This is a genomic window from Thermomonas sp. XSG, assembly GCF_014678725.1.
Lineage (GTDB): Bacteria > Pseudomonadota > Gammaproteobacteria > Xanthomonadales > Xanthomonadaceae > Thermomonas.
In genome coordinates, this window is record NZ_CP061497.1 from 1,714,903 (window position 1) to 1,740,823 (window position 25,921).

Here is a 25,921-nt window from a genome sequence, read left to right on the forward strand (position 1 = left end):
CCGCGCGGCCTGTCATTCTACCGGGATGAGCCAGCCGCCCGTTCGCGAACCCGACCCCCAGCCCGCGCCGGAGGCCCACTGCCGCAACTGCGGCGTGGCCCTGCACGGTCCCCATTGCCACGCCTGCGGGCAGCCGGTGAAGGGGCTGGTGCGGCCGCTCGGCAACCTGTTCGGCGACGTGCTGGACAGCGTGTTCGACCTCGATACCCGCGTGTTCCGCACACTGCCGCCGTTGTTCGCCAAACCGGGGTTCCTGACCCGCGAATACTTCGCCGGCCGGCAGATCCGCTATGTCACCCCGTTTCGGCTGTTCTTCTTCCTGACCGTGCTGACGTTCTTCGTGGCGCAGCTGGCTCTGGACGGCCCTTCCATCAACTTCGGCGATGGTGACGCCATTGCCCGCGCCACCACCGTGGCCGAAGTGGAGAAGGCGCGCGACGCCAAGCTGGCGGAACTGGCGAAGGTGAAGCAGGGAATGGCCGGCACGGCGGCGGCCACCGGCATCCCCGGCGTAGAGGCGGGCGAGCAGGCGGTTCGTGAAGTTGCCGCCGAGCGCATCGCCGCGCTGCAGAAGGCACAGGCCGCCGGAGTGCCGCCGCCGGCAGCGGACAGCGGTGGGGAAAACACCCTGAATGTGCGCTTCAACGACAAGGCCTGGGACGAGAAGAAGAACCCGCTCGACACCTGGCTGCCCGGCTTCGCCGATCGCTGGCTCAATGCGCAGGTGGCGCGCGCCAGCAACAACATCGCCCGTCTCCGGCAGGACCCGTCGGCGTTCAAGGACGCGGCGCTGGGGGCGGTGCCGACCACGCTGTTCGTGCTGGTGCCGATCTTCGCGCTGATGCTGAAGCTGGCCTACTTCTTCAAGCGCCGGCTGTACATGGAGCACCTGGTGGTGGCGCTGCACAGCCACGCCTTCCTGTCCCTGAATCTGCTGCTGGTGCTGCTGGTGCGCGCGCTGGCGCTATGGCTGGCGCCGGGCGAAGGCACGCTGCCCACGCTGTTCGGCTGGGTGGAAGGGCTGCTGCTGGCGTGGATGCCGATCTACCTGCTGCTGATGCAGAAGCGCGTGTACGCGCAGGGCTGGCCGATGACCGCACTGAAGTACTTCGTGCTGGGCACCTGCTACTCGGTGCTGCTGAGCTTCGCGGTGGTGGCCAGCATGGCGATCGGGCTGGTGGCGATGTGAGCGGGGTGACCTACGAGGTCAACCTGGACGTCGACGCCGGCATCGCGGCCGAGTACCGCAGCTGGCTGCAGGCGCACGTGGCGCAGGTGCTGGCGCTGCCGGGGTTCATCGAGGCGCGGACGGCCGAGGTGCTGGAGCCCGCGCCCGCACCGGGACGGGTCGCGTTCTGCGTGCATTACCGGCTGCACGACGAGGCCGCCCTGCAGGCGTACTTCGACCACCACGCGGCCGCCATGCGCGGGGACGGCGCGGCCCGTTTCGGTGGCCGCTTTTCCGCCAGTCGACGGGTGCTGCGCGACGCCTGAAGCGGCGCAGGCACGGTTACTGCTGCAGGCGCGCCCGCAGCCAGGCCGAGCGCTGTGCAGGCAGCTGCGCCAGCAACTCCCGGCGCAGCGCGGCACGGGCTTCCGGCGGGGTGATCTGCGCCAGCCGTGCCAGCGTGTCCAGCTCTTCGGCGGAGGCGGCCCGCAGCAGCCGTAGCAGCGGTTCGCGCTCGCCGGGCTCGACGTACGCGAACAGCGCGCCGATGCGCGGCCAGTCGCGCCCCAGCCGGGGCCCCAGGTGCCAGCCGCGGTGGGCATCGAAGGACAGTGACGCGTAGCGCTCGCGCAGGGCCTGCTGCTCGGCCGGGGGCAGTGCGGCGAATCGCGCCGCCAGCCGCCGCAGGAGCGCCTGCTCGTCGGCCGGCAGGGCCTGCCATTCCGCCAGCGCCCCGCGCTGCTGCGCGCGCTGCTGCGGCGACAGCCGGTCCCAGGCACGCATGCGTTCCGACAGGCTGGCGGCCGGGGAGGGCGCGGCCGGTACCGCCGAGGCGGTGTCCGCGAAGGCCGGCGCCAGCGGTGGCGCCGGCAGCGTGTCGGGGGCCTCTGCCGCCAGCCAGGCCAACAGCGGCAGCTGGCGTGCCAGCTGCACGGTGCCCGGCTCGGCCAGCAGCTCGCGGTCGGGGTGCAGGGCCGGGTCAACAGGGTCGAAACGCGCCTTGGGTGCAGCGGCGGGCGGAAGCGGCGCCACCTGCACGTGGTTGCGCCACTGGTCCAGCAGTTCGCGTCCGCGCGGGTGCAGGAAAAAGCTCGCCACCAGCGCCACCGCGCACAGCGCGACGCCCAGCCACAACCAGCGCATGCGTCGGCGGTGGCGGGCGGCGTCCGCGGTCGCATCGGCCTGCGGCCCGGGCGTCCGGGGCGCGTCGGCGGGGGCGGCTTCCGGCAGGGCCTCCAGCGCCCGCTGCGCGGCGGCGCGCCAGGCGCGCCAGACGTCGAGGTCGGGCTGGCCGAGGACATCGCGCGGCAGCGCGTCGCGGATCCGCAGCTGGTAGGCGTCGGTGTCGATGCCCAGCGCGGCCGCGGCATCGGCATCTTCCAGCGCGGCCACCAGGTGCAGCAGGACGGCGGCCCGCACCGGCGGCGGCAGCCGCGTGATCCCGGGCAGGGGGCCGGCAGCCGGGGTGTCGGCCTGCCGCATGGTCGGGGCGGTCAGCAGCAGTCGCCAGTACTGCTGCGGCCACTGCGCGATCGGCCGTTGGCCTGCTTCGGTGGCGAAGACCCGGGCGGTGGCATCCAGCGCGCGCGTGGCCGCTGCGGTGTCGCCGCACTGCACCAGCGCTAGCAGGCGCGCGCGCCGGTCCAGGCCACGCAGGAAGGCGGCGACCGCCGCGGGTGGGGGGGAATGGGGGCTGGATCTGGTCATGTCGGGGGAGTCGGCACCGGCCAATCTTATAGCGCCCATCCGGCGTCCCGCCCGCTTCGCGCCGGCCTTGGGTGGTCAGGCTTCAGCGAAGGGAGGGGCCACACGGTCGCTGCAGTTGTGCACAGCGGCATGAATTGTGTGCTAGTGCCGACTGCAGGCCCGCTGGGTCGCGCTCCAATTGTGCTGGATTTCTGCAAGCCATTGATTTAAAAGATCATTGATGTGGCGATCAAATTTTGGCCAGGGCCTTGAGCGGTGCGCTGCTGTTGCGTTCGGGGCTGCCATCCCGGCGTCGCACACAGGCTTATCCACAGGCAGTGTGGATAACGGGTGTTTTCCTTCCCGAAACAGGCGCTTGCGCGGGATTCCGTGCGCTGGCTCACGCAAGTTCCGGATCCGGCCCCCCGTCAGCACGGCTTGACACCCTCCATCGCGCCGGCTCCGTGAGCAGCGGCGCGGCTTGCGGGCAGGGCAGTTGTGCACAGCCGTGAAGAAGCGGTCACAAATGTGGGTTCCACGTTAACCGGCCCGACACACCCCCATGTGTTTCACGGGTAAAACATTGATGTGTAAGTGAATTTCGAATATGGCGATTTTTTGTCCAGCTGAACGAAAGCATGCTGGAACGGCGCTTGCGCAGTTGTGGATGGGCCCCATGCACAGACTTATCCACAGCCGATGTGGATAAGCATTCTTTCCCTGCAATAACAGCAACTTGCATGGAAGAGGTAAGGGCGGAATCAGGTATGCGGCGCAAGCTGAACGGTGCGCGGCGGGGCTAGACTTGCATCGATGACTGCTCCCGCGATCCTGCGCGTGGCCCTGCCGGTGCCGCTGCCGCGCCTGTTCGACTACCTGCCGCCGCCGGGCCTCGAGGCCTCGGCGGTAGCGGTGGGCGCGCGCCTGCGGGTGCCGTTCGGCCAGCGCGAGGTCTGTGGACTGGTCGTCGGGCATGGGCTGGCGGAGCCGGGCGTCGAGCTGCGCGCCGCGCTGGCGGCGCCGGACGGGGCGCCGTTGCTGCAGGGCGAACTGCTGGCCTCGCTGCGATGGCTGGCGGCCTACCTGCATGCGCCGCTGGGAGAAGTGCTTGCCGCCGCGCTGCCGGCCGCGCTGCGGCGCGGCGAGCCGCTGCCGGACATCACCCGCCATGGCTGGGTATTGAACGAAGCGGGGCGCACCGCGCTGGCGGCAATGCGCGCGGGCAAACCGAAGGCGTTGGCCGGTCTGCTGGTGGACGTGCGCGACGAGGATTGGCTGGATGCCACATCGCCAGGCTGGCGCACACCCCTGCGCGCGCTGCGCGAGCGCGGGCTGGTCGAGCGGGTAGCCGAAACGGGGTCAGGTTCACTACCTCGTGGAAGTGGACCTGACCCCGTTCCTTCCGCTTTCTCTCCCAATACCGAGCAGCAGGTCGCCATCGACGCGATCCGCAGTGCCGAAGGCTTCGCGCCCTTCCTGCTGGACGGCGTCACCGGCAGTGGCAAGACCGAGGTCTACCTGCAGGCGATCGCCGACTGCCTGGCGCGCGGCAGGCAGGCGCTGGTCCTGGTGCCGGAGATCGGCCTGACCCCGCAGGCGCTGGCGCGCTTCCGTGCGCGTCTGGGCGTGCCGGTGCATGCGCTGCATTCCGGTCTCACCGACAGCGAACGGGCCGCGACCTGGCTGGCCGCCGCCAGCGGGCAGGCGCAGGTGATCGTGGGCACGCGCTCGGCCGTGTTCGTACCGCTGCCGGAGGCCGGCCTGATCGTCGTCGACGAGGAACACGACGGCAGCTACAAGCAGTTCGACGGCATCCGCTACCACGCCCGCGATTTCGCCATCGTGCGCGCCCGCGCGCTGGCCGTGCCGGTGGTGCTGGGTAGCGCCACGCCGTCGCTGGAGACGCTGCACAACGCGCAGTCCGGCCGCTACGCGCTGCTTCGGCTGCGCCGGCGGGCGGGCGACGCGCGGCCGCCGCAGGTTCGGGTGCTGGACGTGCGCAAGCGCCCGCTGCACGCCGGCCTGTCCGAGGAATCATTGGCGGCGATCCGCGCTGCGCTGGATGCGGGCGGGCAGGTGCTGGTGTTCCGCAACCGCCGGGGCTATGCGCCGGTGCTGCTCTGCCACGACTGCGGCTGGAGCGCGCACTGCCCGCGCTGCAGCACGCCGGAACGGCCCACCGCGATGACTGTGCACGCCCACGGCAAGCGCCTGCAGTGCCACCACTGCGGCCACCGCCGGCCGTCGCCGCCGGCCTGTCCGGATTGCGCCAGCCTGGCGCTGCAGCCGCAGGGCAACGGCACCGAACGGATCGAGGCCGAACTGCAGGCGCGTTTCGACGCGGTGCCGGTGATCCGCATCGATCGCGGCAGCACCGGCCAGCGCGACGGCCTGCAGAAACATCTCGATGCGCTGGGCAACCGGCCGGGCATCCTGATCGGCACGCAGATGCTGGCCAAGGGCCACGACCTGGGCAATCTGGTGCTGGTGGTGGTGGTGGGGATCGACGAGGGCCTGTTCTCCGCCGATTTCCGCAGCGGCGAGAAGCTCGCGCAGCTGCTGATCCAGGTAGCCGGTCGCGCCGGTCGCGCCGACCGTCCGGGCACCGTGCTGTTGCAGACCCATCACCCGGAGCATCCATTGCTGCAGACGCTGGTGGGCGGCGGCTACCACGCCTTCGCCGATGGCGAACTGGCGCTGCGCGAGGCCGCCGGATTCCCGCCATTCGCCCATCTCGCCCTGCTGCGCGCCGAGGCCAAGCGGGCGGAGCTGCCGCTGCAGTTCCTGCAGCTGGCGAAGACGCTGCTGGATAGCAGCGCAATCGAAGTGCACGGTCCGCTGCCCGCTCCCATGCCGCGCCGCGCCGGCTTCGTGCGTTCGCAGCTGCTGCTGGCCGCGCCGGCACGCGCCGCCCTGCATGCGGCGCTGGACGTGGCGGTGCCCGCGCTGTACGCCGCGCCGGACGCGCGGCGGGTGCGCTGGTCGCTGGACGTGGATCCGCTGGACCTGTACTGATCCTTCGCGGTCGCAGTCCTACAATGCGCAGCCCCATGCCGCGCCAGGCCGTCCGTGAAGTCCCAGCTCGAACAGCTCCGCACCCATTCCGCCGTGGTCGCCGACACCGGCGACATCGAAGCCATCGCCCGCTTCATGCCGATGGATGCCACCACCAATCCGTCGCTGCTGCTGAAGGCCGCGGCGCTGCCGGCCTATGCCCCGCATCTGGCGGCCAGCGCGGCGGCGGCCAGCGGTGACGACCCGCTTGGTGACGCCTGCGACAGGCTGGCGGTGGCGATCGGCAGCGAGATCGTCAAGCTGATTCCCGGGCGGGTGTCCACCGAAGTGGATGCGCGCCTGAGCTTCGATACCGAGGCCACCGTGGCACGCGCGCGCCGGCTGGTGCGGCTGTATGCCGATGCCGGGATCGGCAGCGACCGTCTGTTGATCAAGATCGCCGCCACGTGGGAAGGCATCCGCGCCGCCGAACGGCTGGAGCGCGAAGGCATCCACTGCAACCTGACCCTGCTGTTCTCGTTCGCGCAGGCGGTGGCCTGCGCCGAGGCCGGCGTCTACCTGGTCTCCCCCTTCGTCGGCCGCATCCTCGACTGGCACCTGGCCAACGGCATGGCGCCGCCCGCCACGCCGCAGGACGACCCCGGCGTGCAGTCGGTCACGCGCATCTGGCAGCACTACAAGCAGCACGGCTATGACACCGTGGTCATGGGGGCCAGCTTCCGCAACACCGGCCAGGTGCTGGCGCTGGCCGGCTGTGACCGGCTGACCATCTCCCCGGAACTGCTTGCCGAACTGGAGCGCTCGGACGCCCCGGTGACGCGCGCGCTGGATGAGACCGTCCAGCGCCTCGCACCGCCCGCGGCGCTGGACGAGGCCGGCTTCCGCGCCCGCCACGCCGAGGACGCGATGGCGCGCGAGAAGCTGGAGGAAGGCATCCGCAAGTTCGCCGCCGACCAGCAGCAGCTGGAAGCCCTGCTGGCGGCGAAGCTTGGCTGATGCCGCGGTAATGGCGGGCTGGCCGCGCGTGGTGATCGTCGGTGGCGTTTCCCCGGCCTGACGGCATGGTGGTTCCGGCTGCCAGCGCAGCTGTGCTTCCTGATCGGGTTCCGCAACCGGCCGGTGGGGCTGCTCGACTGCTGGTAGGCGTGTTGGAGCCGCCAGCCCCTGGCGCCGATCATCCCCGGTGAGGCCCGCGAGGGGTCGCCGCCGGGGTAAGGTGGCGGCATGTCCACCCTCCTGCTTGTTTTCGACCTGATCGGCACCTTCGTGTTCGCGCTCAGCGGCGGCACCGTGGCGGTGCGTCAGCGGCTGGACCTCTTCGGCGTGCTGGTGCTGTCCTGCGCGGCCGCGGTGTCGGGCGGGATCGTCCGCGATGTCCTGATCGACGCGCATCCGCCGGCCGCGCTGGCCGACTGGCGCTATCTGGTTACGGCGATACTGGCCGGGCTGGTCACGTTCCGCTGGTCCGCTGCGATCGAGCGCCTGCGCAACCCGGTGCAGCTGTTCGACGCCGCGGGACTGGCGCTGTTCGCGGTGCTGGGCACCGGCAAGGCGCTGGCTTTCGGGATGTCGCCGTTCGCCGCGACCCTGCTGGGAATGACGACCGGGATCGGCGGCGGCATCGTCCGCGACCTGCTGGTGGCGCGGGTGCCGGTGGTGCTGCAGGCCGAACTGTACGCGGTGGCGGCATTGGTCGGCGGTGGCGTGGTGGCGCTGGCGGCGGTCCTGCAACTGCCGCAGCAGCCGGCGATGGCGGTCGGTGCGCTTGCCTGTTTCGGGCTGCGCTGGATGGCCCTGCGCCATGGCTGGCAGCTGCCGGTCGCGCGGCCGCGCGAGGACGGCTGAACCCGGCGTCAGGCGCGGTCGCTGCGGCAGGCGTAGCAACCGCGGCGGGCGTTGTGGACGTGCAGGCAGGCGATCCGCGGATCCTGGAAGAAGCGTTCGATCGCGGTCTCCAGCTGCGTCCCCTCGAGCACGTCCGCATCGTGCATCCAGCCATCGGCGTCGTAGCCGCGCACCGACAGCAGGCGTTCGCGTTGCTGCGGCGGGATCGCGTTGCGCACCCGGGCCGTGGCCCGCGCCCCCTCGCGCACGAAGATTGGGCCGCCGCTGCGGTAGGGTGTCGCGGCCGGCTGGTGCTGCCAGTGCAGGAGGAGCAGTGACTCGCCCGGGGCGGCGTCCTCCAAGGTGATCCGGCATGGAAATCCGGGCCTCGCATCGGCACGGATGCGGACGGCGCCGTGTGCGCGCAGCGCGGCATCGCCCAGTCCGAACAGGGGTTCGAAGGGCGCCAGCGGCAGGCCTGAAACGATGTATTCCATGGGTGCCTCGCAGTTCGGGCCGGCCACGATCGCGCCGGACGCCCGTCGTGGCCTCCCGGTTCTTGCGTGGCCGCCGCAAACGCAAACGGCCCGGATCGCTCCGGGCCGTCTTGGTATCGCGTGATGGCGTTGCTTAGGCCGCGAACAGCGCCTTCATCTTCTTCAGCGCATTGGCTTCGATCTGGCGGATGCGCTCGGCGGAGACGCCGTATTCGTCGGCCAATTCCTGCAGCGTGACCTTGCTGTCGGCGTCCAGCCAGCGGCGCCGGATGATGTCGCGCGAGCGGGCGTCGAGCCGGGCCATGCCTTCGCGCAGCACCTCCAGCTGGTCGGCTTCGCTGTCGGCGGATTCATAGGCGGCGGCCGGGTCGGCGTCGTGGGCGACCAGATAGCTGACCGGCGCCGGCGGGGCGTGGTCGTCGTCGGCGTCGTCGGGCGCGTCGAAACCGATGTCGCGGCCGGACAGGCGCGACTCCATCTCCATCACTTCACGCTCGGAGACGTTCAGGTCCTTGGCCACCAGCCGCACTTCCTCCGCATTGAGCCAGCCCAAGCGGGTCTTGCTCTTGCGCAGGTTGAAGAACAGCTTGCGCTGCGCCTTGGTGGTGGCCACCTTCACGATGCGCCAGTTCTTGATGATGAACTCGTGCATCTCGGCGCGGATCCAGTGCACCGCGAAGCTGACCAAGCGCACGCCCACCGAGGGGTCGAAGCGCTTGACCGCCTTCATCAGGCCGATATTGCCTTCCTGGATCAGGTCGCCCAGCTGCAGCCCGTAGCCGCTGTAGCCGCGGGCCACGTGCACAACGAAGCGCAGGTGCGACAGGATCAGCTCCTGCGCCGCGGCGATGTCGTTGTCCTCGCGCAGGCGATGGGCCAGCCGCTGCTCGTCCTCCACCGACAGCACCGGGATCTGGTGCACGCCGCTGATGTAGGCCTCCAGCGAGCCCATGGCGCTGGGGATCGGCAGGTTGTTGGCGACAAGCGCGTTGGTGGTCATGCTGGCTTCCCTCATGCGGCCGATTCTAGCAGTCGCCATTTATGACTGCTGCCCACGCCAGTAGTTCACAGTCGTTTCACCCATGGAACAACGGCAGCGGGTTTCCGTTCAGGAAACCACGGCGTATCCAGACGAGCTGGGGGCGTTGCATAGGGTCTGCAAGCCCGGTGCGCGCTTGACAGCGTGAAGGCCTCCACCGATCCTGCGCCCATTCCGAGGGGAGCCCCGTACGGGGCTGAGAAAGCGTCGAGCTGACCCTTGCACCTGATCCGGGTCATGCCGGCGTAGGAACGGAAAACCACATGCAGCGCGCGCCGCGCTGCGTGCCGTTGCAGCGTCAACTCCCGGATCTCCCGCGTTTCACGAGGAGGAGATCCATGCAGCCGTCCGATACCCGCCCGGGCACCGTCACCACCGGCCCGATCCGCGGCTCTCGCAAGGTCTACCTGTCGCCGCCCGGCCACCCCGGCCTGCGCGTGCCGCTGCGCGAAATCGCGCTGGACGACCCGCAGACGCCCCGCCTGCACCTGTACGACACCTCCGGCCCCTACACCGAAGACGGCGTCGCCATCGACCTGGCCGCCGGGCTGCCGCCAGTGCGTGAAGATTGGCTGGCCGCGCGCGGCTTCGAGGCCATCGAAGGGCGCAGGGTGCGTCCCGAGGACAACGGGTTTGCCAGCGGCGAGCGGCTGGTGGCGCCCTGTCCGGCGGCGCGCACGCTGCGCCGCGGCGCTGACGGGCAGCCGGTGACCCAGCTGGAGTTCGCGCGCGCCGGCATCGTCACCGAGGAAATGGTCTATGCCGCCCATCGCGAAAACCTGGGCCGCATCGCCGCCAGCGACGAGGAGGAGCGCCGCCTGGCCGAAGGCGAATCCTTTGGCGCGGCGCTGCCAGCGTTGGTGACGCCGGAATTCGTGCGCGAAGAGATCGCCCGCGGCCGCGCCATCCTGCCGGCCAACATCAACCATCCCGAGCTCGAGCCGATGGTGATCGGCCGCAACTTCCTGGTGAAGGTCAACGCCAACATCGGCAACTCGGCACTGTCCTCCGGCGTGGCCGAGGAGGTGGAGAAGCTGGTGTGGTCGATCCGCTGGGGCGCGGACACGGTCATGGACCTGTCCACCGGCCGCAACATCCACAACCTGCGCAGCTGGATCCTGCGCAACGCGCCGGTGCCGATCGGCACGGTGCCGCTGTACCAGGCGCTGGAAAAGGTCGGCGGCGACCCGGCCAAGCTGGATTGGGAGGTGTTCAAGGACACCCTGATCGAACAGGCCGAGCAGGGCGTGGATTACTTCACCATCCATGCCGGGGTGCGGCTGGCGCATGTGCCGCTGACCTCGAAGCGGGTCACCGGGATCGTCTCCCGCGGCGGATCGATCCTGGCGCGCTGGTGCCTGCGCTATCACCGCGAGAATTTCCTCTACGAACGCTTCGACGAGATCTGCGACATCCTGCGCCGTTACGACGTCGCCTTCTCACTGGGCGACGGGCTGCGCCCCGGCAGCATTGCTGACGCCAATGACGCCGCCCAGTTCGCCGAACTCGATACCCTCGGCGAGCTGACCAAAGTGGCCTGGGACAAGGGCTGCCAAGTGATGGTGGAAGGCCCCGGCCACGTGCCGATGCACAGGATCCGCGACAACATGACGCGCCAGCTGGAGGTCTGCAGCGACGCGCCGTTCTACACCCTGGGCCCGCTGACCACCGATGCCGCGCCCGGCCACGACCACCTGACCTCGGCGATCGGCGCGGCGATGATCGGCTGGTTCGGCACCGCGATGCTCTGCTACGTCACCCCCAAGGAGCACCTGGGCCTGCCCGACCGCGACGACGTCAAGACCGGCGTGATCAGCTACAAGGTTGCCGCCCACGCCGCCGACCTGGCCAAGGGCCATCCGGCCGCGCAGGCGCATGACGACGCGCTGTCGCGGGCGCGCTTCGCATTCCGCTGGGAAGACCAATTCAACCTCTCGCTGGATCCCGACACCGCGCGCGCCTACCACGACGCCACCCTGCCCAAGGACGCGCACAAGAGCGCGCATTTCTGCTCGATGTGCGGGCCCAAGTTCTGCTCGATGCAACTCAGCCACGAGCTGCGCGACGCGGCTGATGCCGGGATGCAGGCGAAGTCGGCGGAGTTCGTCGCCGCCGGTGGCGAGCTGTACGTGGACGCCGCGCCGTGAGCGCGCGCGTCACCGTGCTGGGCGCCGGCGTGGCCGGCCTGGCGGCCGCATTGGAGTTGGCCCGGGCGGGTGCCGAGGTGGAGGTGCTGGAAGTCGGCATGCAGCCCGGCGGCGAGGCTGCCAGCCGCTTTGCCGGCGGCATGCTGGCGCCGTGGTGCGAATGCGTCAGCGCTGAACCGCTGGTGGCCGAACTGGGCCGGCAGGCGCTGGACTGGTGGCCGCGGCAGTACCCCGGCACCGTCCGCAACGGCACGCTGGTATTGGCCGCTGCGCGCGATGCCGGCGAGCTGGAAGCCTTTGCCCAGCGCAGCGACAACTACCGCCGGCTGGACGCCGACGGCGTGGCCGCACTCGAGCCGGAACTGGCCGGGCGGTTCCGCCAGGGCCTGTTCTTCGCCGACGAAGCGCACCTGGATCCGCGCGCGGCGCTGGCGGCACTGGTGGCGCGGTTGCAGCCACTCGGCGTTGCCATCCACTACGGCGTGGACGCGAGCAAGGTGCCAGGCGATGGCCGGACCGTGCTCGACTGCCGCGGCTACGCCGCCCGCGACCGCCTGCCGGAACTGCGCGGCGTGCGCGGCGAGATGCTGCTGCTGCACAGCGACGATGTGCAGTTCGCGCGACCGATCCGCCTGCTGCATCCGCGCGGCATGCACTACCTGGTGCCGCGCGGCGGTGGCGATTACATGCTGGGCGGCAGCATGCTGGAAAGCGATGATGCCGGCGCGACCAGCGCGCGTTCGGTGATGGAGCTGCTCAACGCCGCTTACGCGCTGCACCCGGCGCTGGCCGAAGCGCGCATCCTCGAACTGGGCCACGGCCTGCGCCCGGCCTTCCCCGACAACCTGCCGCGGCTTGAGCAGCGCGACGGTCGCTGGCATCTGAACGGGCTGTTCCGCCACGGCTACCTGTTGGCACCAGCGCTGGCGCAACAGGCCGCGGTGCGCCTGTTGGAGGCGGCGTGATCCAGCTGCAGGTCAACGGCGAAACCCGCCCCATCGAAGCCGCCACGCTGGCGCAGGCGCTGCTCGAGCTGGGCTATCACGAAGCGCATGTGGCCACCGCCCTCAACGGCGTGTTCGTGGCCGCCGGTCAGCGCGCCGCGCAGCGGTTGTGCGAAGGCGACGCGCTGGAAATCCTCGCCCCGATGCAGGGAGGTTGAGATGCAGGTGTACGACATCGAACTGGGCTCGCGTCTGTGGCTGGGCAGCGCACGCTATCCCTCGCCGGCGATCCTGTCCAAGGCAGTGCGCGGCGCGGACTGCGACGTGGTGACGGTGTCGCTGCGCCGCGAAAACGCCCGGGCAGGCGCCGGCCAGGCGTTCTGGTCGCTGATCGGCGACCTCGGCGTGCGGGTGCTGCCCAATACCGCCGGCTGCCATTCGGTGAATGAGGCCGTCACCACCGCGCAGATGGCGCGCGAGCTGTTCGGCACGCGTTGGATCAAGCTGGAAGTGCTGGGTGAAGGCGAGCTGCTGCAGCCGGACGTGTTCGGGCTGGTGGAGGCCGCGCGGATCCTCTGCGACGACGGCTTCGATGTGTTTCCGTACACCACCGCCGACCTCGGCGTGGCCGACCGCCTGCTCGAGGCGGGCTGCCGCGTGCTGATGCCGTGGGGCGCGCCGATCGGCAGCGGTCGCGGGCTGTCCGATCCGTTCGCGCTGCGCGCGCTGCGTGCGCGCTTCCCCGACGTGCCGATGGTGGTGGACGCCGGCCTCGGCCTGCCCTCGCACGCAGCGGCGGCGATGGAGCTGGGTTTCGACGCAGTGCTGGCCAACACCGCGGTGGCGCTGGCCGCCGACCCGGTGCGGATGGCACGCGCATTTGCCGATGCGGTGCGCGCCGGCCACGCCGCGCATGCCGCGGGGCCGATGCCGGTGCGCGACTTTGCCGAGCCGTCCACGCCCGTCATCGGCCAGGCCTGGCGCGCATGAGCCGGCTCGATCCGTTCTACCCGGTAGTCGACGGCGCCGCATGGGTGCAGCGTCTGCTGCCGCTGGGGACGAAGCTGGTGCAGCTGCGGATCAAGGACGCCACGCAGGCGCAACTGCAAACGGAGATCCATGCCGCGCTGGCCGCCTGCCGCGCACACGCCGCGCAGCTGGTAGTCAACGACCACTGGCAGCTGGCGCTGGAGGCCGGCGCGGACTTCGTCCACCTCGGCCAGGAAGACCTCGATGAGGCCGACCTGCCGGTGCTGCGTCGGCGCGACATCCGCGTTGGCCTCAGCACCCATGACGATGCCGAACTGGAACGTGCGTTGTCGCTGGCGCCGGACTACATCGCGCTGGGCCCGGTGTATCCCACCACGCTGAAACAGATGCCGTGGTCGCCGCAGGGACTGCCGCGCATTGGCGAATGGAAACGCAAAATCGGTGCGCTGCCGCTGGTGGCGATTGGCGGCATCACCCTGCAGCGCGCGCAGGGCTGTTTCGACGCGGGTGCCGACGTGGTTGCGCTGGTCAGCGATATCACCCGCCATCCCGATCCCGAGGCGCAAACCAAAGCCTGGCTGCAGGCCACGCGGGGCCGCGCATGAAGCCGCTGGCGCTGAGCATCGCCGGCTCCGATTCCTGCGGCGGTGCCGGCATCCAGGCCGACCTCGCTGCATTCGCCGCGCTGGGCGTGCGCGGCGCCACCGCGATCACCGCGGTCACCGCGCAGAACCGCAGCGGCGTGCGCGCGGTGCAGGTGTTGCCGGCCACGCTGGTGCGCGAGCAGGTCGATGCGGTGTTCGAGGAAGAGCCGGTGCGCGCGGTCAAGCTGGGCATGCTGGCCGAGGCGTCGATCATCGAAGCGGTGGCGGCCAGCCTGCGCCAGCATCGCGCCGCCGCGGTCGTCATCGATCCGGTGATGATCGCCAGCTCCGGCGCGCGGCTGCTGCGCACCGACGCGGTGGCCATGCTGCGCCGCGAGCTGTTGCCGCTGGCCGATTGCCTGACCCCCAATCTCGATGAAGCGGCCGCGTTGCTGGACGTGCCGCGCGCGCGCGACGAGGCGCAGATGCTGGCGCAGGGCCGCGCACTGCTGGCGCTGGGGCCGCGCGCGGTGCTGATGAAGGGCGGCCACGCGCCGCTGGCCGAGGCGGTGGACCTGCTGGTGCAGCCGCAGTCGGCGCAGCGTTTCGCCGCGCCGTGGATCATCGGTGCCGATGGCCACGGCAGCGGTTGCACGCTGTCGGCCGCGGTGGCGGCCGGGCTGGCGCTGGGGGACGGGCTGGAGGTGGCGGTGGGCGCCGCCAAGCGGCACCTGGGCAGCTGGCTGGGCGAACGCTTCAGGTCGTCGTGAGCAGCGCCCGCGGCGGCAGAGTCCAGTCGATCGGGGTCTTTCCGCAACGGGTCAGGTATTGGTTGGCGGCCGAGAAATGGCCGCAGCCGAGGAAGCCGCGGTGCGCCGACAGCGGCGACGGGTGCGGCGCCTTCAGCACGCGATGGCGGCGTCCGTCGATCACCGCGCCCTTCTTCTGCGCGTAGCTGCCCCAGAGCAGGAACACCAATTGCTCGCACTCGCGGTTGAGCACGTCCACCACGTGGTCGGTGAACCCTTCCCAGCCGCGGCCCTGGTGGCTGCCGGGCTTGCCGTCCTCCACCGTCAGCACGCTGTTGAGCAGCAGCACGCCGCGCCGCGCCCACGGCAGCAGGCAACCGTGGTCGGGACGGATGAAGCCGGTATCGCGCTCCAGCTCCTTGTAGATGTTCAGCAGCGACGGCGGCACCGGCACCCCCGGCAGCACCGAAAAGCACAGCCCGTGCGCCTGCCCGGCGCCGTGGTACGGATCCTGGCCGAGGATGACCACCTTCACCGCGTCGAACGGCGTGGCGTCGAAGGCGGCGAAGATGTCCCTGCCGGGCGGGTAGATGCGCGCGCCGGCGGCTTTGCGCTGGCGCAGGAAGGCGGACAGTGCGCGCATGTCTTCGCGCGCGAACCAGTCGCCCACGCGCGCCTTCCAGCTCGGTTCCAGTTGCAGCGCGGCGGCGGCGTCCATCGCGCTCAGATCACGCCGCGCTTCTTCTCGAACAGCAGGTAGGCCACGCCCAAGGCGGCGCCGATCCCCAGCGAGGCCGGCCAGCCCAGCGGGCTCAGCCACTTCACCAGCCCGGCCAGCAGCAGACCCAGCACCACGAACTGCGAATAGCGCCAGCGGCTGTCGCGGAAGTTCTTCAGTTCCGGGCCGGCCATCGGCTCAGACCTTGTAGCCGGTGTGGATGGCGACGATGCCGCCGCTCATGTTGCGGTAGCTGCAGCGCGCCAGCCCGGCCGCTTCCATCATCGCCTTGAGCTCGCGCTGCGGCGGATGCTTGCGGATCGACTCGGCCAGGTACTGGTAGCTCTCGGCGTCGCCGGCGAACAGGCTGCCCAGCTTCGGCAGCACCTTGAACGAGTGGAAATCGTAGATCGGCCTGAACCACTCGGCCTGCACTTCGGAAAACTCCAGCACCCGTGCCTGCCCGCCCGGGCGCAGCACGCGCGCGATTTCGCGCAGCGCGGCGTCCTTGTCGGTCACGTTGCGCAGGCCGAAGGCCATTGTCACCAGGTCGAAGCTGGCGTCGGGGAAGGGCAGGCATTCGGCGTTGCACTGCACGTATTCGAAGCCGCGGACGAAGCCGCGGTCGGTCATGCGGTCGCGGCCCACCCGCAGCATGTCGCCGTTGATGTCGCCCAGCACCAGTTCACCGGTTTCGCCCACTCGGTCCTTCAGCAGCGCGGCGATGTCGCCGGTGCCGCCGGCCAGGTCCAGCACGCGGTCGCCCTTGCGTACCTGCGTGGTGGCGACGAAGAAACGCTTCCACAGCCGGTGGATGCCCAGGCTCATGGCATCGTTCATCAGGTCGTACTTGCCGGCCACCGAGGTGAACACCTCCGCGACCAGCTTCTGCTTCTGGGCCACCGGCACGTCGCGGAAACCGAAGTGGGTGGTGCCGGCTTTGTCCTGGGCTGTATCCATGGCGGGGATTATCGCACCATGGATTGATCCCGATCATGCCCGCCGGCCGCCGCCCGGCGAGAATGGTCCCGACCGCCGCCGGAGCCCGCCATGCAATCACCCCATTCGCACCAGCCCTTGCTGATCGCCGACGATCCCGCGCTGGACGCCTACATGGCCGACGTGCACGGCAAGAATTTCGCGTCGCGACGTGACGGCGGGATCGCGCTGGCGGACTGGCTTGCCAGCGGCGACGACGCCGAGGAGCGCAGCTACCGCCATGCCGAGCGCCTGGGCCTGCCGCTGGTGCGGCTGCCCGAGGTGGCGGTGGACCCGCAGGTGGCGGCATTGCTGCGGCCCGAGCAGGCGCGCCAGCTGCGGGTGGTGCCGCTGCGCCTGCACAACGGCCTGCTGGCCGCGGCGATGGAAGACCCCACCAGCCAGCAGGCGATGGCCGCGCTGGAGTTCGCCACCGCCCACCACGTGCTGCCGATGGTGGCCAGCGCACGCGGCATCCGCGAGGCGATCGCCCACAGCTACGACCTGGCCGAGGACCGCGAAACCGTGCGCCAGCTAGGCCTGGATCCGCATGCGGCCGGCATCGAGAGCGAGGCCGAGGCCAACCGGCTGGCACGCGAGCAGCCGATCGTGCGGCTCGTGCACGGCCTGATCGCCGATGCGGTGGCACGCCGCGCCTCCGACATCCACCTGCGCCCGGGCGAGCACGACACCGACGTGCTGTTCCGCATCGACGACGAGCTGGTGCCGGTGCGCAGCCTGATGCGCGCCCTGCATCCGGCCGCGATCAGCCGGGTGAAGGTGCTGGGTGCGATGAACCTGGCCGAACACCGGCTACCGCAGGACGGCCGCACCAGTTTCGTCCTCGACAACGGCGGCAAGGTCGACCTGCGCATCTCGATCCTGCCGACGGTGAACGGCGAAAGCGCGGTGGTGCGCCTGCTGGACCCGCGCGAGGGCCTGTGGAACCTCGACCAGCTGGGCCTGAGCGAGGCCGACAAGCTGCGCGTGGACGACGTGATGACGCGCAGCCACGGCATGTTCCTGACCACCGGCCCCACCGGCTGCGGCAAGTCCACCACCCTGTACGCGATGCTGCTGGAGATGCGCAAGCAGCGCATCAACATCCTCACCATCGAGGACCCGGTGGAGTTCCACATCGCCGAGATCCAGCAGATGCAGGTCAACCGCGCGGCCGGCTTCACCTTCGCCAGCGCGATGCGCAACTTCCTGCGCCATGACCCGGACGTGATCATGGTGGGCGAAATCCGCGACCGCGAGACCGCCGGCATCGCGGTGGAAAGCGCGCTCACCGGCCACCTGATGCTGAGCACGCTGCATACCAACACCGCGGCGACCACCGTCACCCGCCTGCTGGACCTGGGTGTGGAGCCCTACCTGCTGCGCGCCAGCCTGCTGGCGGTGATGTCGCAGCGGCTGGTGCGCTTGACCTGCGCGCACTGCCGCGAGGTCGAGCAGGTGCCCGCGCGCATCCGCGAGGCGCTGGGCGTGGCGGCCGACGACGTGTTCCATGCCGGACGCGGTTGCGCCCAGTGCGAGGGGCTGGGCGTGCACGGGCGGCGCGCGGTCTACGAGCTGCTGGTGATGAGCCCGCGCCTGCGCGAACTGGTGGTGCCCGGGGCCGAGGCCGACACCATCCACCGTGTCGCGGTGGAGGAAGGCATGGTGCCGATCACCCAGGCCGCGGTGGCACTGGCGCGCAGTGGCGAGATCTCGCTGTCGGAAGCGTGGCGGGTGCGCGCGGACTGAGCGCGCCTGCATGCGACACTGCGCGCATGCACATCGAACCCGCCGCCTTCCGCGGCACGCCTTGCATACGCATCGCCGCTGAGGGCGCCAGCGCACTGGTCGCCCTGCACGGCGCGCAAGTGCTCTCGTGGATGCCCGCAGACGGCCGCGAGCGCCTGTTCCTGTCCGAGCGCGCGGTGTTCGACGGCCGCGCCGCCATCCGCGGTGGCATCCCGGTGATCTTCCCGCAGTTCGGCGAACGCGGCCTGTTGCGCAAGCACGGCTTCGCCCGCAACCGCAGTTGGACATACGCGGGTGTTGAAGGCGATCAGGCCGTGCTGGCGCTGTCCGGCGACGGCAGCGACACCGACTGGCCGTATCCCTTCATCGCCCGCCTGCGTGTCGGCCTGGCCGCCGCGCGGCTGGCGGTGGCGCTGGAGATCGACAACACCGGCGCCGCAGCCTTCGCCTTCACCGCCGCCCTGCACAGCTACCTGCGCGTGGACGACATCGCCCAGGTCGCCCTCGAAGGACTGCAAGGCTGCGACTACGAAGACAGCGCAAGCGGCGGCACCCTGCACCGCCAGCACGACTACGAAGTCACGTTCGAGAACGAGACCGACCGCATCTACAACGACGTGGTCGCCCCGCTGGTGCTGATGGATGGCACGCACCGGCTCGACATCGAGCAGGACGGCTTCGGCGACGTGGTGGTGTGGAATCCGGGCGAGCAGCTGTGCGCCCGCATCGCCGATCTGGCGCCGGACGACTGGCGGCACTTCGCCTGCGTCGAAGCCGGACAGGTGCTGCAACCGGTGGTGCTGGGGCCGGGAGAAACCTGGCGGGGCGCGCAGGTGCTGGGCCGCTAACGCAGAACGCCCCGCATCACTGCGGGGCGTTCCGTTTGCATCGATGGCGCGGTGGCTTACTTGCGCATCGAGCTGAAGAACTCGTCGTTCGACTTGGTGTTCTTCATCTTGTCGAGCAGGAACTCCATGGCGGCGATCTCGTCCATCGGGTGCAGCAGCTTGCGCAGGATCCAGATCTTCTGCAGCAGGTCGGGTTCGATCAGCAGGTCCTCGCGGCGGGTGCCGGACAGGTTCACGCCGATCGCCGGATAGACGCGCTTCTCGGTGATGCGGCGGTCCAGGTGCACTTCGCTGTTGCCGGTGCCCTTGAATTCCTCGTAGATCACCTTGTCCATCGCGCTGCCGGTGTCGACCAGCGCGGTGGCGATGATGGTCAGGCTGCCGCCTTCCTCGACGTTGCGGGCCGCGCCGAAGAAGCGCTTCGGCCGGTGCATGGCGTTGGAGTCCACGCCGCCGGTCAGGACCTTGCCGCTGCTCGGCATCACGTTGTTGTAGGCGCGGGCGAGGCGGGTGATCGAGTCGAGCAGGATCACCACGTCCTTCTTGTGCTCGACCAGGCGCTTGGCGCGCTCGATCACCATTTCCGCGACCTGCACGTGGCGCGCGGCCGGCTCGTCGAAGGTGGAGGAGATGACCTCGCCGCGCACGGTGCGCTGCATCTCGGTCACTTCTTCCGGACGTTCGTCGATCAGCAGCACGATCAGGTGCACGTCGGGGTGGTTGTAGGTGATGGCGCTGGCGATCTGCTGCATCATCATCGTCTTGCCGGCCTTCGGCGGGCTGACGATCAGGGCGCGCTGGCCCTTGCCCTGCGGGGCCATCAGGTCGAGGATGCGGCCGGTGATGTCCTCGCTTGAACCGTCGCCGCGCTCCAGCTTGAAGCGCTTGCGCGGGAACAGCGGGGTGAGGTTCTCGAACAGGGTCTTGTTCTTCGACGCCTCGATCGGCTCGCCGTTGATGGTGTCGACGATGTTCAGCGCGAAGTAGCGCTCGCCGTCCTTGGGCCAGCGGATGCGGCCGGAGACGTGGTCGCCGGTGCGCAGGTTGAAGCGGCGGATCTGCGACGGGCTGATGTAGGTGTCGTCGGGGCCGGCCAGGTAGCTGGCCTCGGCCGCGCGCAGGAAGCCGAAGCCGTCGGGCAGGATCTCCAGCACGCCGTCGGCCTGCACGCCTTCGCCGTGGCGGGTCAGCACCTTGAGGATCGCGAAGATGATGTCCTGCTTGCGCGCGCGGGCTACGCCCTCGCTGATCTGCAGCTGGTCGGCGATTTCCAGCAGCTTGTGCGCGGGCATCCGCTTGAGGTCGCCCAGCGAATAGGTGGGGAAGCCTTCGGGCACCTGCGGGTGCGGGCGCGGCACGAAGTTCTCGCCGTTGCCACCCTCGTCGGCCATGCCACCGTCGCGCTGGCGGTCGCGCTGGCGATCGCGGCGGTTCTTGAAGCGTTCACGGCGGCTGTTGCGGTGGCTGTCGCGCTGGCCGCCGTCCTGGCCGTCCTGGCTACCGGCATCGCCCTGCTGCTGGCGACCACCTTCGCGTTGCTGCTCACCCTGCGCCGGGGCCGGCGCGGACTCGGGCGGAGCTGCGGGAGCGGGAGCCGGCGGTGTAGCCGGCTGTGCCGGTGCTGGTGCCGGTGCCGCTGGCGGGGCTGCTGCTGCGGGCGCTGCCGGCGGCAGCGCGATTTCGGACTGTTCGGGCGCGCGCGGCTTGGCCGCGCGGGGCTTGCGCACGCGCTTCTCGGCGACTTCGCCGCTGGCGTCGTTGGGGGTATCGGACAAGGGGGAACCTCGCTTGCGTTGCGAGCGCCCGCAGGCGGCGGGCGGATCGTGGGAAATGGTTCGGATCGGGAGTGGATCAGAAGGGGTGCGGCGCGCCGTAGAGGGGACGGATCAGCGCCGGATGGTGCGAAACGCTAGCATCGCTGCCGGCTGCCGCGCAAGCGGCGGGCGCCGGGCGGTTCAGTTCCGGGCGATCACGCCGGCCGGAACACCGCGGCGCGCAGCGCCGTGGATCGGTTGCGGACCGGTGCAGGCATCGGCCAGGTGGCGTCGGCACGGATGCCGGCCACCGGCCGACCGGGCGGGGTATCAGATCGCCTTGTCGATCATCTGCGCCAGCTGGGCCTTGCCCACCGCGCCGATCTGGGTGGCCTGCACCTGGCCGCCCTTGAACAGCAGCAGCATCGGGATGCTGCGCACGTGGTACTTCATCGCGGTCTGCTGGTTCTGGTCGACGTCGACCTTGACGATCTTCGCGCGGCCGGCGTAATCGGCGGCGAGCTGGTCCAGGGCCGGGGCGATCATCTTGCACGGGCCGCACCAGGGCGCCCAGAAGTCCACCAGCACCGGCTGATCGGAGGCCAGCACCTGGCTGTCGAAATCGGCGTCGGTGGCGTGCAGGACGGTATCGCTCATGTCGGCTCCAGAGGGTTGCGGGACGCGGCAGGCCGCGCCGGTGTTAGACTTGGAAGGTTGCGCCGGATTCTGCAAGGCGCCGTGCCGGGAACGACCAGCCCCGGAATTGTCCCGGCAGTCTGCGTGGCTGCCCTCCATTCATGCAAGTGGCGAAGTGCAACGCGGCGTTCTGGAACCGTGTGCCTGCCACCTTCCGAGGCAGACACCGTGTCCGACAAGCCCCTGACCGACATCACCTTTTCCACCTTCGACCTGCATCCGGACCTGTTGGCCGGGCTGGAAGGCGCCGGCTTCACCCGCTGCACCCCCATCCAGGCGATGACCCTGCCGGTGGCGCTGCCCGGCGGCGACGTCGCCGGCCAGGCCCAGACCGGCACCGGCAAGACCCTGGCCTTCCTGGTGGCGGTGATCAACCGCCTGCTGACCCGCCCGGCGCTGGCCGACCGCAAGCCGGAGGATCCGCGTGCGCTGATCCTGGCGCCGACCCGCGAGCTGGCCATCCAGATCCACAAGGACGCGGTGAAGTTCGCCTCCGACCTTGGCCTGAAGTTCGCGCTGGTGTACGGCGGCGTGGACTACGACAAGCAGCGCGAGCTGCTGCAGGCCGGCGCCGACGTGATCATCGCCACCCCCGGCCGGCTGATCGACTACGTCAAGCAGCACAAGGTGGTCAGCCTGCACGCCTGCGAGGTCTGCGTGCTGGACGAAGCCGACCGTATGTTCGACCTCGGCTTCATCAAGGACATCCGCTTCCTGCTGCGCCGCATGCCGGAGCGCGGCACCCGCCAGACCCTGCTGTTCTCCGCCACGCTCAGCCACCGCGTGCTGGAGCTGGCCTACGAGCACATGAACGAGCCGCAGAAGCTGGTGGTGGAAACCGAGCACATCACCGCCGCGCGCGTCCGCCAGAAGCTGTACTACCCGGCCGACGAGGAGAAGCTGCCGCTGCTGCTGGGCCTGCTGTCGCGCAGCGAGGGCGCGCGCACCATGGTGTTCGTCAACACCAAGGCGTTCGTCGAGCGCGTCGCGCGCGCGCTGGAGCGGGCCGGCTACCGCGTCGGCGTGCTGTCCGGCGACGTGCCGCAGAAGAAGCGCGAATCGCTGCTGAAGAAGTTCCAGGCCGGCCAGCTGGAGATCCTGGTCGCCACCGACGTGGCCGCGCGCGGCCTGCACATCGACGGCGTGCAGTACGTCTACAACTACGACCTGCCGTTCGATGCCGAAGACTACGTGCATCGCATCGGCCGCACCGCGCGCCTCGGCGCCGAGGGCGACGCGATCAGCTTCGCCTGCGAGCGCTACGCGATGTCGCTGCCCGACATCGAGGCCTACATCGAACAGAAGATCCCGTCCGAGCCGGTCACCCAGGAACTGATGACCGCGCTGCCGCGCAAGCCGCGCGAGGGCGTGGAGCTCAATGCCGAGGAAGGCGAGAGCATCGGCGAGATCTTCAAGGAAGTGCGCGAGGCGCGCGCGGCCGAGGACGCCAAGCGTGGCGGTGGCCGCGGTGGCCGCAGCGCCGGCGGGCGTTCCGGCGAGCGCAGCGGTGGTGGCGAGCGTCGCAGTGGCGAAGGCCGCGGCCCGCGCCCGCCGCGCAAGCCTCGTGCGGAAGGCGATGCCGCCGCTGCGCCGAAGCCCGCGGTCGTGCAGGCGCAGCCGGCCGCAACCGAAGGCGATGCACCGGCGCGCAAGCGTCGCCGCCGCCGCGGCGGACGGCCGCTGGAAGGCGCCGAGGGTGCAGCGCAGGCACAGGCGGCCACGCCGCAGCAGCCGGCCAAGCCGGCGGCGCCGAAGTACGTGCCGGCGAACAGGGCCGCCGCCGGCAGCGCCGCGTCCACTGCCGACAAGCCCTCGTTGTTCAGCCGCATCGGCCGCGGGCTGAAGTCGCTGGTGACCCGCACGCCCAGCAAGCAGCACTGAGCCGGCGCGCCCGCGCTGGCCGCTGGCGCCGGCTCGGGCGATACTGCCCGTCCGTTCGCATCGTCCATTCCACGCATGCCGGTCCTGCGGTTCGACAACGTCAGCAAGCTCTACCCCGGCGGCCAGCCCGCGCTGTCCGAGGTGAGCTTCGCCGTGGACGCGGGTGAGATGCTGTTCGTCACCGGCCACTCCGGTGCCGGCAAGAGCACGTTGCTGAAACTGATCCAGCTGGCCGAGCGGCCCAGCCGCGGCGCGGTGCTGTTCGACGAGCGCAACCTGGCCAAGGTCCGCGGCGGGCGCATCGCCGCGCACCGCCGCAACGTCGGCGTGGTCTACCAGAACCACCAGCTGCTGATGGATCGCAGCGTGGCCGACAACGTCGCGCTGCCGCTGGTGCTGCGCGGGATGAAGCGCGTCGAGATCGGCAAACGGGTGCGTTCGATCCTCGGCCGGGTGGGGCTGGAGGCGCGCGCCAACGCCCTGCCGACGCAGCTGTCGGCGGGCGAGCAGCAGCGCGTCGGCATCGCCCGCGCGGTGGTGGCCGAGCCGCCACTGCTGGTCGCCGACGAACCCACCGGCAACCTCGATCCCACCCTGTCGGCCGAGATCATGGCGCTGTTCGCCTCCCTGCCCGAACGCGGCACCAGCGTGCTGATCGCCAGCCACGACCTGGCGCTGGTCAAGCGCATGCGCAGGCGCGTGCTGGTGCTGGAGCACGGCCGGCTGACCGACGACATCGCCCCGGAGGACCTGGCCGATGGCTAAGCCGGGCAACCAGCGCGTCGAGCAGCTGCATTCCAGCCGCGCCGGCGCGTGGCTGGAACATCATGGCTACAGCGTGGTCGCCAGCCTGGGCCGGCTGCTGCGCAAGCCGTGGGCCAGCCTGCTCACGATCGGGGTGATGGCGCTGGCGCTGGCGCTGCCGCTGGGCCTGTGGGTGGTGCTGGACAACGTGCAGCGGCTGGGCGGCCAGGTGCAGGCCGCGCGCGAGGTGACGGTGTTCCTGCAGCCGGGCCTCGACGCGGCGAAGGCGGAGGCGCTGGCCGACGTGCTGCGCGCGCGCAGCGACGTGGCCTCGGTCGAGCGGGTGGCGCCGGAGCAGGCGTTGGCGCAGCTGCGCCAGCGCGACGACCTGGCCGCAGCCATCGATGCGCTGGGCGAAGACGTCGCACGCGCGGCGCTGCCGGAGGCGCTGCGGGTGATCCCGCGCGATGACGAACGTGCGCTGGTGCAGGCCGCGCAGGCGCTGCCGGAAACCGACCGGGTGCAGCACGACGCGCGCTGGCGCGAGCGCCTGCAGGCATGGCTGGGTTTCGGCGCGCGGGTGGTGCAGGTGCTGGCGGCGCTGCTGGGGCTGGGCGCGCTGCTGGTGGTCGGCAATACCGTGCGCCTGGACATCCAGTCGCGGCGGGAGGAAATCGGCGTGCTGCAATTGCTCGGTGCCAGTGACGGTTTCGTGCGCCGTCCTTTCCTCTACCTCGGCGCCTGGTACGGGCTGGCCGCCGGCGCGCTTGCGCTGGGCATCCTGACCCTGGCATGGATGGCGCTGCAGGCGCCGCTGGCGGCGCTGGCCGCGCGCTATGGCAGCAGCTTCGCGCTGCAGGGCCTCGATCCGCTGGCCGCCGCCTGCGTGCTTGGCGGCGCCGGCCTGCTGGGTTGGTTCGGGGCCGGCCTGGTCACCGGGCACTATCTGCGGCAGGCCCGCCCACGGGAGCATTGAGATGGCAGGCAAACAGGATCTGCGCCATGTGGTCAGCGACGCGCCGCGGGTGATGGTGGTCGATGGCAGCAAGCTGGTGCGCAAGCTGGTCGGCGACACCCTGCTGAAGGAACTGCCGGGCGCGGAGGTGATCGGCTGTTCCGGGATCGCCGAGGCGCGCAAGGCGCTGGAAGCCGGCGCAGTCGACCTGGTCACCACCGCGCTGGTGCTGCCGGACGGCGACGGCCTGGCGCTGGCGCGCAGCGTACGCGAGGCGTCCGGACAGAGCTACGTGCCGGTGATCGTGATTTCCGGCAACGCCCAGGAGGCGCTGGAAACGCGCGCCTTCACCGAGGACATCACCGACTACTTCGACAAGTCGCTGGGCCAGACCGCGCTGGCCGCGTTCATCCGCGGCTACGTGCATCCGGCGCCGATCGAGGGCGCGCGGGTGCTGTACGTGGAGGACAGCCGGGTGGTGGCGGTGGCGACCAAGCGCATGCTGGAGCGCCACGGCATGCAGGTGCTGCACGTGATCAGCGCGGAGGATGCGCTGGAGCACCTGCACAAGTTCTTCGGCCGCAAGGACGGCGACGTCGGCGCCGACCTGGTGCTCAGCGACGTGTACCTGAAGGGCGCGCTCAGCGGACGCGAACTGCTCAACCAGATCCGCGACGTCTTCCACTACGGCAAGCGACGCCTGCCGATGGTGATGATGACCGGCGACGACAACCGCGACAACCAGGCCGCGCTGCTGCGCGACGGCGCCAACGACCTGGTGCTGAAGCCGATCGAGGAGCGCCTGCTGGTGACCAAGGTGCTGTTCCAGCTGCGGCTGTCGAAACTGGGCTGAGCGCGCGCCCGCCCACACTCACGCTTCCGTAGGAGCACCGCAGGGGCGCGAACGCTTTTGCGGGATCACGCAAAAAGCATCGCGCCCCTGCGGTGCGCTCCT

Annotated in this window: 25 protein-coding genes and 1 riboswitch; of the genes, 17 read left to right on the top strand and 8 right to left on the bottom strand. The window is 70.4% G+C overall.

The annotated features are described in order from the left end of the window. The first annotated feature begins 25 nt into the window (after positions 1-25). On the top strand, positions 26-1,189 hold the full coding sequence (locus ICG51_RS08025; protein ID WP_190279875.1) for a DUF3667 domain-containing protein: 1,164 nt from the start codon (positions 26-28) through the stop codon (positions 1,187-1,189). Next, the gene (locus tag ICG51_RS08030; RefSeq protein ID WP_190279876.1) at positions 1,186-1,494 is read left to right on the top strand and encodes a DUF4286 family protein; all 309 of its coding nucleotides are present in this window, start codon (positions 1,186-1,188) and stop codon (positions 1,492-1,494) included. Before ICG51_RS08025 ends, ICG51_RS08030 begins: the two co-directional genes overlap by 4 nt. A 16-nt stretch (positions 1,495-1,510) precedes the next feature. Here ICG51_RS08030 and ICG51_RS08035 read toward each other — a convergent pair whose 3' ends face one another. Then, positions 1,511-2,875, bottom strand: coding sequence for a DUF3106 domain-containing protein (locus tag ICG51_RS08035; RefSeq protein WP_190279877.1), 1,365 nt, complete (start codon positions 2,873-2,875; stop codon positions 1,511-1,513). Positions 2,876-3,667: 792 nt separating this feature from the next. Here ICG51_RS08035 and ICG51_RS08040 point away from each other — a divergent pair. The 3 genes from ICG51_RS08040 (at position 3,668) to ICG51_RS08050 (ending at position 7,714) form a co-directional block, all read left to right on the top strand. Beyond that, positions 3,668-5,869, top strand: a complete 2,202-nt coding sequence (locus ICG51_RS08040; RefSeq protein WP_190279878.1) for a primosomal protein N' — start codon at positions 3,668-3,670, stop codon at positions 5,867-5,869. A gap of 54 nt (positions 5,870-5,923) precedes the next feature. After that, positions 5,924-6,865, top strand: coding sequence for a transaldolase (tal, locus tag ICG51_RS08045; RefSeq protein ID WP_190279879.1), 942 nt, complete (start codon positions 5,924-5,926; stop codon positions 6,863-6,865). Positions 6,866-7,093: 228 nt separating this feature from the next. Beyond that, positions 7,094-7,714, top strand: a complete 621-nt coding sequence (locus ICG51_RS08050) for a trimeric intracellular cation channel family protein (protein ID WP_190279880.1) — start codon at positions 7,094-7,096, stop codon at positions 7,712-7,714. Between the two features lie 8 nt (positions 7,715-7,722). On the opposite strand, the gene ICG51_RS08055 is transcribed toward ICG51_RS08050, so the two are convergent. Next, positions 7,723-8,190: a DUF1203 domain-containing protein gene (locus ICG51_RS08055; RefSeq protein WP_190279881.1), complete on the bottom strand. Its 468-nt coding sequence runs from the start codon at positions 8,188-8,190 to the stop codon at positions 7,723-7,725. A gap of 133 nt (positions 8,191-8,323) precedes the next feature. After that, complete coding sequence (rpoH, locus tag ICG51_RS08060) at positions 8,324-9,190, bottom strand: RNA polymerase sigma factor RpoH (RefSeq protein ID WP_190282417.1); 867 nt, start codon at positions 9,188-9,190, stop codon at positions 8,324-8,326. Between the two features lie 206 nt (positions 9,191-9,396). Further along, positions 9,397-9,498, top strand: a riboswitch (TPP riboswitch). 69 nt (positions 9,499-9,567) lie between these two features. Between rpoH and thiC the strand changes: the two genes are divergently transcribed. Genes thiC through thiD form a run of 6 tightly spaced genes read left to right on the top strand, consistent with a single transcriptional unit; the run spans position 9,568 to position 14,664 of the window. Continuing rightward, positions 9,568-11,376 carry a phosphomethylpyrimidine synthase ThiC gene (thiC, locus tag ICG51_RS08065; RefSeq protein ID WP_190279882.1) on the top strand — a complete coding sequence of 603 codons (1,809 nt, stop codon included), beginning with the start codon at positions 9,568-9,570 and terminating at the stop codon, positions 11,374-11,376. After that, positions 11,373-12,341: an FAD-dependent oxidoreductase gene (locus ICG51_RS08070; protein ID WP_190279883.1), complete on the top strand. Its 969-nt coding sequence runs from the start codon at positions 11,373-11,375 to the stop codon at positions 12,339-12,341. Before thiC ends, ICG51_RS08070 begins: the two co-directional genes overlap by 4 nt. After that, a complete protein-coding gene (gene thiS / locus ICG51_RS08075) occupies positions 12,338-12,538 on the top strand; it encodes a sulfur carrier protein ThiS (RefSeq protein ID WP_223809401.1) in 201 nt (66 codons plus the stop codon). Before ICG51_RS08070 ends, thiS begins: the two co-directional genes overlap by 4 nt. A gap of 1 nt (position 12,539) precedes the next feature. Beyond that, the gene (locus ICG51_RS08080) at positions 12,540-13,310 is read left to right on the top strand and encodes a thiazole synthase (RefSeq protein ID WP_190279884.1); all 771 of its coding nucleotides are present in this window, start codon (positions 12,540-12,542) and stop codon (positions 13,308-13,310) included. Then, positions 13,307-13,915 carry a thiamine phosphate synthase gene (locus tag ICG51_RS08085; protein WP_190279885.1) on the top strand — a complete coding sequence of 203 codons (609 nt, stop codon included), beginning with the start codon at positions 13,307-13,309 and terminating at the stop codon, positions 13,913-13,915. Before ICG51_RS08080 ends, ICG51_RS08085 begins: the two co-directional genes overlap by 4 nt. After that, positions 13,912-14,664, top strand: coding sequence for a bifunctional hydroxymethylpyrimidine kinase/phosphomethylpyrimidine kinase (thiD, locus tag ICG51_RS08090; protein ID WP_190279886.1), 753 nt, complete (start codon positions 13,912-13,914; stop codon positions 14,662-14,664). The genes ICG51_RS08085 and thiD overlap by 4 nt, the downstream gene beginning before the upstream one ends. On the opposite strand, the gene ung is transcribed toward thiD, so the two are convergent. From ung to ubiE, 3 genes are read right to left on the bottom strand one after another with little or no spacing between them, the layout of a single operon-like run. Continuing rightward, positions 14,651-15,361, bottom strand: coding sequence for a uracil-DNA glycosylase (ung, locus tag ICG51_RS08095; RefSeq protein ID WP_190279887.1), 711 nt, complete (start codon positions 15,359-15,361; stop codon positions 14,651-14,653). The two genes, thiD and ung, sit on opposite strands and share 14 nt — an antisense overlap. A 5-nt stretch (positions 15,362-15,366) precedes the next feature. Further along, positions 15,367-15,555, bottom strand: a complete 189-nt coding sequence (locus tag ICG51_RS08100; protein WP_190279888.1) for a hypothetical protein — start codon at positions 15,553-15,555, stop codon at positions 15,367-15,369. Positions 15,556-15,559: 4 nt separating this feature from the next. Next, on the bottom strand, positions 15,560-16,321 hold the full coding sequence (gene ubiE / locus ICG51_RS08105; protein ID WP_190279889.1) for a bifunctional demethylmenaquinone methyltransferase/2-methoxy-6-polyprenyl-1,4-benzoquinol methylase UbiE: 762 nt from the start codon (positions 16,319-16,321) through the stop codon (positions 15,560-15,562). Between the two features lie 90 nt (positions 16,322-16,411). Here ubiE and ICG51_RS08110 point away from each other — a divergent pair, with 90 nt between their 5' ends. Beyond that, the gene (locus ICG51_RS08110; protein ID WP_190279890.1) at positions 16,412-18,088 is read left to right on the top strand and encodes a GspE/PulE family protein; all 1,677 of its coding nucleotides are present in this window, start codon (positions 16,412-16,414) and stop codon (positions 18,086-18,088) included. A gap of 26 nt (positions 18,089-18,114) precedes the next feature. After that, positions 18,115-18,936 carry a D-hexose-6-phosphate mutarotase gene (locus ICG51_RS08115; RefSeq protein WP_190279891.1) on the top strand — a complete coding sequence of 274 codons (822 nt, stop codon included), beginning with the start codon at positions 18,115-18,117 and terminating at the stop codon, positions 18,934-18,936. A 56-nt stretch (positions 18,937-18,992) separates the two neighbouring features. On the opposite strand, the gene rho is transcribed toward ICG51_RS08115, so the two are convergent. Both rho and trxA read right to left on the bottom strand, forming a co-directional pair. Further along, a complete protein-coding gene (gene rho / locus ICG51_RS08120) occupies positions 18,993-20,711 on the bottom strand; it encodes a transcription termination factor Rho (protein ID WP_190279892.1) in 1,719 nt (572 codons plus the stop codon). Positions 20,712-21,020: 309 nt separating this feature from the next. Continuing rightward, on the bottom strand, positions 21,021-21,347 hold the full coding sequence (trxA, locus tag ICG51_RS08125; RefSeq protein ID WP_190279893.1) for a thioredoxin: 327 nt from the start codon (positions 21,345-21,347) through the stop codon (positions 21,021-21,023). 207 nt (positions 21,348-21,554) lie between these two features. On the opposite strand from trxA, the gene rhlB reads away from it, so the two are divergent. The 4 genes from rhlB (at position 21,555) to ICG51_RS08145 (ending at position 25,819) form a co-directional block, all read left to right on the top strand. Beyond that, positions 21,555-23,267: an ATP-dependent RNA helicase RhlB gene (gene rhlB / locus ICG51_RS08130; RefSeq protein WP_190279894.1), complete on the top strand. Its 1,713-nt coding sequence runs from the start codon at positions 21,555-21,557 to the stop codon at positions 23,265-23,267. Between the two features lie 75 nt (positions 23,268-23,342). Next, entirely contained in the window at positions 23,343-24,032 is a 690-nt protein-coding gene (gene ftsE / locus ICG51_RS08135; protein WP_190279895.1) for a cell division ATP-binding protein FtsE, read from the top strand. Beyond that, a complete protein-coding gene (gene ftsX / locus ICG51_RS08140; protein WP_190279896.1) occupies positions 24,025-24,987 on the top strand; it encodes a permease-like cell division protein FtsX in 963 nt (320 codons plus the stop codon). Before ftsE ends, ftsX begins: the two co-directional genes overlap by 8 nt. A 1-nt stretch (position 24,988) precedes the next feature. Continuing rightward, entirely contained in the window at positions 24,989-25,819 is an 831-nt protein-coding gene (locus ICG51_RS08145) for a response regulator (RefSeq protein ID WP_190279897.1), read from the top strand. The last annotated feature ends 102 nt before the right edge of the window (positions 25,820-25,921 follow it).

What these genes read in the sequence shown, in the direction of transcription:
- ICG51_RS08025 (WP_190279875.1), top strand. Translation starts at nt 26, where the DNA reads ATGAGCCAGCCGCCCGTTCGCGAACCCGACCCCCAGCCCGCGCCGGAG.
- ICG51_RS08035 (WP_190279877.1), bottom strand. Translation starts at nt 2,875, where the DNA reads ATGACCAGATCCAGCCCCCATTCCCCCCCACCCGCGGCGGTCGCCGCC.
- ICG51_RS08040 (WP_190279878.1), top strand. Translation starts at nt 3,668, where the DNA reads ATGACTGCTCCCGCGATCCTGCGCGTGGCCCTGCCGGTGCCGCTGCCG.
- ICG51_RS08050 (WP_190279880.1), top strand. Translation starts at nt 7,094, where the DNA reads ATGTCCACCCTCCTGCTTGTTTTCGACCTGATCGGCACCTTCGTGTTC.
- ICG51_RS08055 (WP_190279881.1), bottom strand. Translation starts at nt 8,190, where the DNA reads ATGGAATACATCGTTTCAGGCCTGCCGCTGGCGCCCTTCGAACCCCTG.
- rpoH (WP_190282417.1), bottom strand. Translation starts at nt 9,190, where the DNA reads ATGACCACCAACGCGCTTGTCGCCAACAACCTGCCGATCCCCAGCGCC.
- thiC (WP_190279882.1), top strand. Translation starts at nt 9,568, where the DNA reads ATGCAGCCGTCCGATACCCGCCCGGGCACCGTCACCACCGGCCCGATC.
- ICG51_RS08080 (WP_190279884.1), top strand. Translation starts at nt 12,540, where the DNA reads ATGCAGGTGTACGACATCGAACTGGGCTCGCGTCTGTGGCTGGGCAGC.
- ICG51_RS08085 (WP_190279885.1), top strand. Translation starts at nt 13,307, where the DNA reads ATGAGCCGGCTCGATCCGTTCTACCCGGTAGTCGACGGCGCCGCATGG.
- thiD (WP_190279886.1), top strand. Translation starts at nt 13,912, where the DNA reads ATGAAGCCGCTGGCGCTGAGCATCGCCGGCTCCGATTCCTGCGGCGGT.
- ung (WP_190279887.1), bottom strand. Translation starts at nt 15,361, where the DNA reads ATGGACGCCGCCGCCGCGCTGCAACTGGAACCGAGCTGGAAGGCGCGC.
- ICG51_RS08100 (WP_190279888.1), bottom strand. Translation starts at nt 15,555, where the DNA reads ATGGCCGGCCCGGAACTGAAGAACTTCCGCGACAGCCGCTGGCGCTAT.
- ubiE (WP_190279889.1), bottom strand. Translation starts at nt 16,321, where the DNA reads ATGGATACAGCCCAGGACAAAGCCGGCACCACCCACTTCGGTTTCCGC.
- ICG51_RS08110 (WP_190279890.1), top strand. Translation starts at nt 16,412, where the DNA reads ATGCAATCACCCCATTCGCACCAGCCCTTGCTGATCGCCGACGATCCC.
- ICG51_RS08115 (WP_190279891.1), top strand. Translation starts at nt 18,115, where the DNA reads ATGCACATCGAACCCGCCGCCTTCCGCGGCACGCCTTGCATACGCATC.
- trxA (WP_190279893.1), bottom strand. Translation starts at nt 21,347, where the DNA reads ATGAGCGATACCGTCCTGCACGCCACCGACGCCGATTTCGACAGCCAG.
- ftsE (WP_190279895.1), top strand. Translation starts at nt 23,343, where the DNA reads ATGCCGGTCCTGCGGTTCGACAACGTCAGCAAGCTCTACCCCGGCGGC.
- ftsX (WP_190279896.1), top strand. Translation starts at nt 24,025, where the DNA reads ATGGCTAAGCCGGGCAACCAGCGCGTCGAGCAGCTGCATTCCAGCCGC.
- ICG51_RS08145 (WP_190279897.1), top strand. Translation starts at nt 24,989, where the DNA reads ATGGCAGGCAAACAGGATCTGCGCCATGTGGTCAGCGACGCGCCGCGG.